This window comes from Vibrio sp. 10N.247.311.13 (assembly GCF_041467595.1).
Taxonomy (GTDB): domain Bacteria; phylum Pseudomonadota; class Gammaproteobacteria; order Enterobacterales; family Vibrionaceae; genus Vibrio; species Vibrio crassostreae_C.
The window spans coordinates 1-2,676 of sequence record NZ_JBFSUX010000119.1; the positions used below are offsets into that span (position 1 = coordinate 1).

Consider the following 2,676-nt stretch of genomic DNA (forward strand, 5'->3'; position numbering starts at 1 on the left):
GATATTTGGCGTCTTTTTCATAGCATTGATTATACTAAAATCGTGCCGTTAACGCTTGGAGAATAAGGCTTTATTCTCGATTAACTCATTGTAAAATCGTTTATTTTGATGGGTTCGTGGCCGATAATTGTGAAGCCTGAAAGCAGTCTATCAAGCTCAAATTGAGTGAGGGTAAACACCTGATTTTTCTCTTTTGAAGGCCACTTATACTTGGCTTTTTCAAGGCGTTTATACCAGAGGGCGAAGCCTGTTTTATCCCAGTACAACACTTTAATCTTATCGCGCTGTTTATTGGTAAACAGGAACAGCGCACCGCTGCCAAGAGGCAAGTCAGTATCATTTTCGATAATCGCTGCAAGGCCGTTGATGGACTTTCTAAAATCGACGCTTTCACGATAAAGGTAAATGTCTGGAGCGCTGAGCATACCTTTCATGACAACGCTCCAATGAGTTCAGCAAGATAGGTGGCTGGCGTGCCTTGAGGAATGCTCAGCTCCACATCATTGATGAGAAGTGTCATGTTCGCCGTAGCTATCTGGGCCTGATACTTGGTTGTCTTTTCAACGATTTCGGCTTTAACAAATCCGACAGATTCCGATGGGGTTGCTGTTTGGAGTTGACGCCGTTTGGCAAAGAACGTGGATAAACTCAGTCCATGCTCTTCACAAAAAGCGTGTTGGGTAACACTGCTGCTTTCATATTGTTCAAACAGTGTTTGCCATTCTAGGTTGGTACGTCGTTTTACCATTTCAACTCTCCTTTGGGTTGGAGAGATGATCTTATTCTTCGTGCTGAAGGATTAGAATGCGGTGTTCATGGCACGCTTACAACACGCTTTTACCTACTATGAGTTTTACTTGATTACGTTCTCAATGTAAGAACAAACTATTTCGTGTGCTTTTGCTAGTATTGATCTAACCGATCAGTTCATAATTCATTTACTTACAATTAATTACCTACTAAATCTGACTTGTTGCGCTCATATTTAAGATCATGAGCGCTGTCAAAATTAGGCAACCCGTTAGCACGTTTTTATGAGTAGTCGATGACTAGGATTGGTCATCGAGTACTTAAGACCGTTAATTATATGAGTCATGCTTGTAACGAAGCGTCATATACTTATCTTCGTATGAAAGGTTAACGGAAATGTCAGTTTGTTGAGATCTGAAATCAACACTCCTTGTTCGGTATTTGTTATACGGAATGTCCATTCCGGTCTCTTTGTAGTTTTTTCTTGCAACAAAATTTCGAACATCTTGGAAGACGGACTCACTTTGGGTTTTAAACGAGGTCTCGATTAAAACCAATCTATCTTCACACTTGCCTTCCCCATATTCTAGGAAAGCAAATCTAACTTTATCGATTTTTGGAAGGGAGAGGTTATTACCCTTTATGTACCTCTGCTCTTTGATAAAAATCGGATTTTTGCCATTGTTATTAAAGCTGTAAAAAGGAGAACTAGATGATAAATAATCTCTCGAGTTTGTTAGCTCACAGCTACTGCTTATTCCCATCTTTAGTCCGTAAAGCTCAACTGGTTTTTTGTTGGTGCACAGTTTTAAGTTATCAGGGTTACCTGAGCAAAAGACAAAACGGTCAGACTTAAGAGCGTCAATGAAATCAGCTTTAGCACCACTCTTTATACTTTCAGAAAGATCCGATACTTGAGTGCTAAGATTGTCCTTTGCATTAAATGATATGAATGGATAGCTTTTCCTGCTTAAGCTGTAGAAATCAACCTCCGATTCTAGTTCTAAGTCAGGGTTGGCATCGCTCACAAGGCGATAAATTTGTCTGTATTTTGTTGCGAGTTGATGTAGTTCTTGCATTTCAGGCGTGTATATTTCTAACGCCTTTTTGTATTCAAGTTGCAGTTGCCTTGGTAAGTTACCAAGATTTACAACTTTATCCTCATCAGTGAAGTTATATTGAAACGCATAAATTCCGTCAGTATCGTCTCGGAGCACTCTTAACTTAATTTTCCAGCCATCATCACTGTAAAGATCATAGTAATAATTTCGAGCAGTATTGATGCTTGGGTATTGTTGAGCAACATTAAAGGCAGCAAGGGAAAGAGCGCTATTCACAAGGTAATTGTCGTAACTATCTCCAATTACAGGCTTGAAGCTGCGGTCGATCACTACAGGTTCAGATGGAACAGTTGAACTAGAAGATGTGACGGATGATGAGCATCCTGATAACGCCAATAGCAACGTAATTGCTATTTGTTTTTTTATGATGGAGAGTGACATGATGATGTTTCCGATTTGATTCATTACCCATAACTTGCGCAATGGTCTTTCCAACCGTTGTGAAATGAATATCCACTTAACATCTAGTGTTGAGAGCGCAGGTATTGGTTGATCCATTTAGAAATTTGATTGAGATTATTATGTAACCTGGTTTTTATGTCTACAGAATTAGTCACAATTCGATAATAAACAGAACCCATTAAATCGTTAATTTATAAGTGGTTATAAGTCTACTAGCAGTTAACAGCGAGAATTGGATGCCAAGGCACTGTGAACTTTTTACCTGGAACGAGTATTTATTGAAGGGCGCCACCTCTAACGGTAGGTTGTATGAGCAGTACTACCGATAGCGGATATAAAGTTAACGATTCCCTATCTGGCAGGGTAGATGTCACTGTTAAAATTTAACCAGTTTGGGCGATAA

The 2,676-nt window shown here is 39.4% G+C and carries 3 protein-coding genes; all 3 read right to left on the bottom strand.

Annotated features, from left to right (window positions below; all coding sequences use genetic code 11):
* Window positions 1-80: 80 nt before the first annotated feature.
* The 3 genes from tnpB to AB6E52_RS22875 all read right to left on the bottom strand — a co-directional run bounded on the left by tnpB (window position 81) and on the right by AB6E52_RS22875 (window position 2,294).
* Entirely contained in the window at window positions 81-434 is a 354-nt protein-coding gene (tnpB, locus tag AB6E52_RS22865) for an IS66 family insertion sequence element accessory protein TnpB (RefSeq protein WP_017037716.1), read from the bottom strand.
* Complete coding sequence (gene tnpA, locus AB6E52_RS22870) at window positions 431-748, bottom strand: IS66 family insertion sequence element accessory protein TnpA (RefSeq protein WP_372189984.1); 318 nt, start codon at window positions 746-748, stop codon at window positions 431-433. Before tnpA ends, tnpB begins: the two co-directional genes overlap by 4 nt.
* 331 nt (window positions 749-1,079) lie before the next feature.
* Window positions 1,080-2,294: a hypothetical protein gene (locus AB6E52_RS22875; RefSeq protein ID WP_133151379.1), complete on the bottom strand. Its 1,215-nt coding sequence runs from the start codon at window positions 2,292-2,294 to the stop codon at window positions 1,080-1,082.
* Window positions 2,295-2,676: the final 382 nt, after the last annotated feature.

Bases quoted from the DNA above. Each gene is read 5' to 3' on its own strand.
- tnpB (WP_017037716.1), bottom strand. From the start codon at position 434: ATGAAAGGTATGCTCAGCGCTCCAGACATTTACCTTTATCGTGAAAGC.
- tnpA (WP_372189984.1), bottom strand. From the start codon at position 748: ATGGTAAAACGACGTACCAACCTAGAATGGCAAACACTGTTTGAACAA.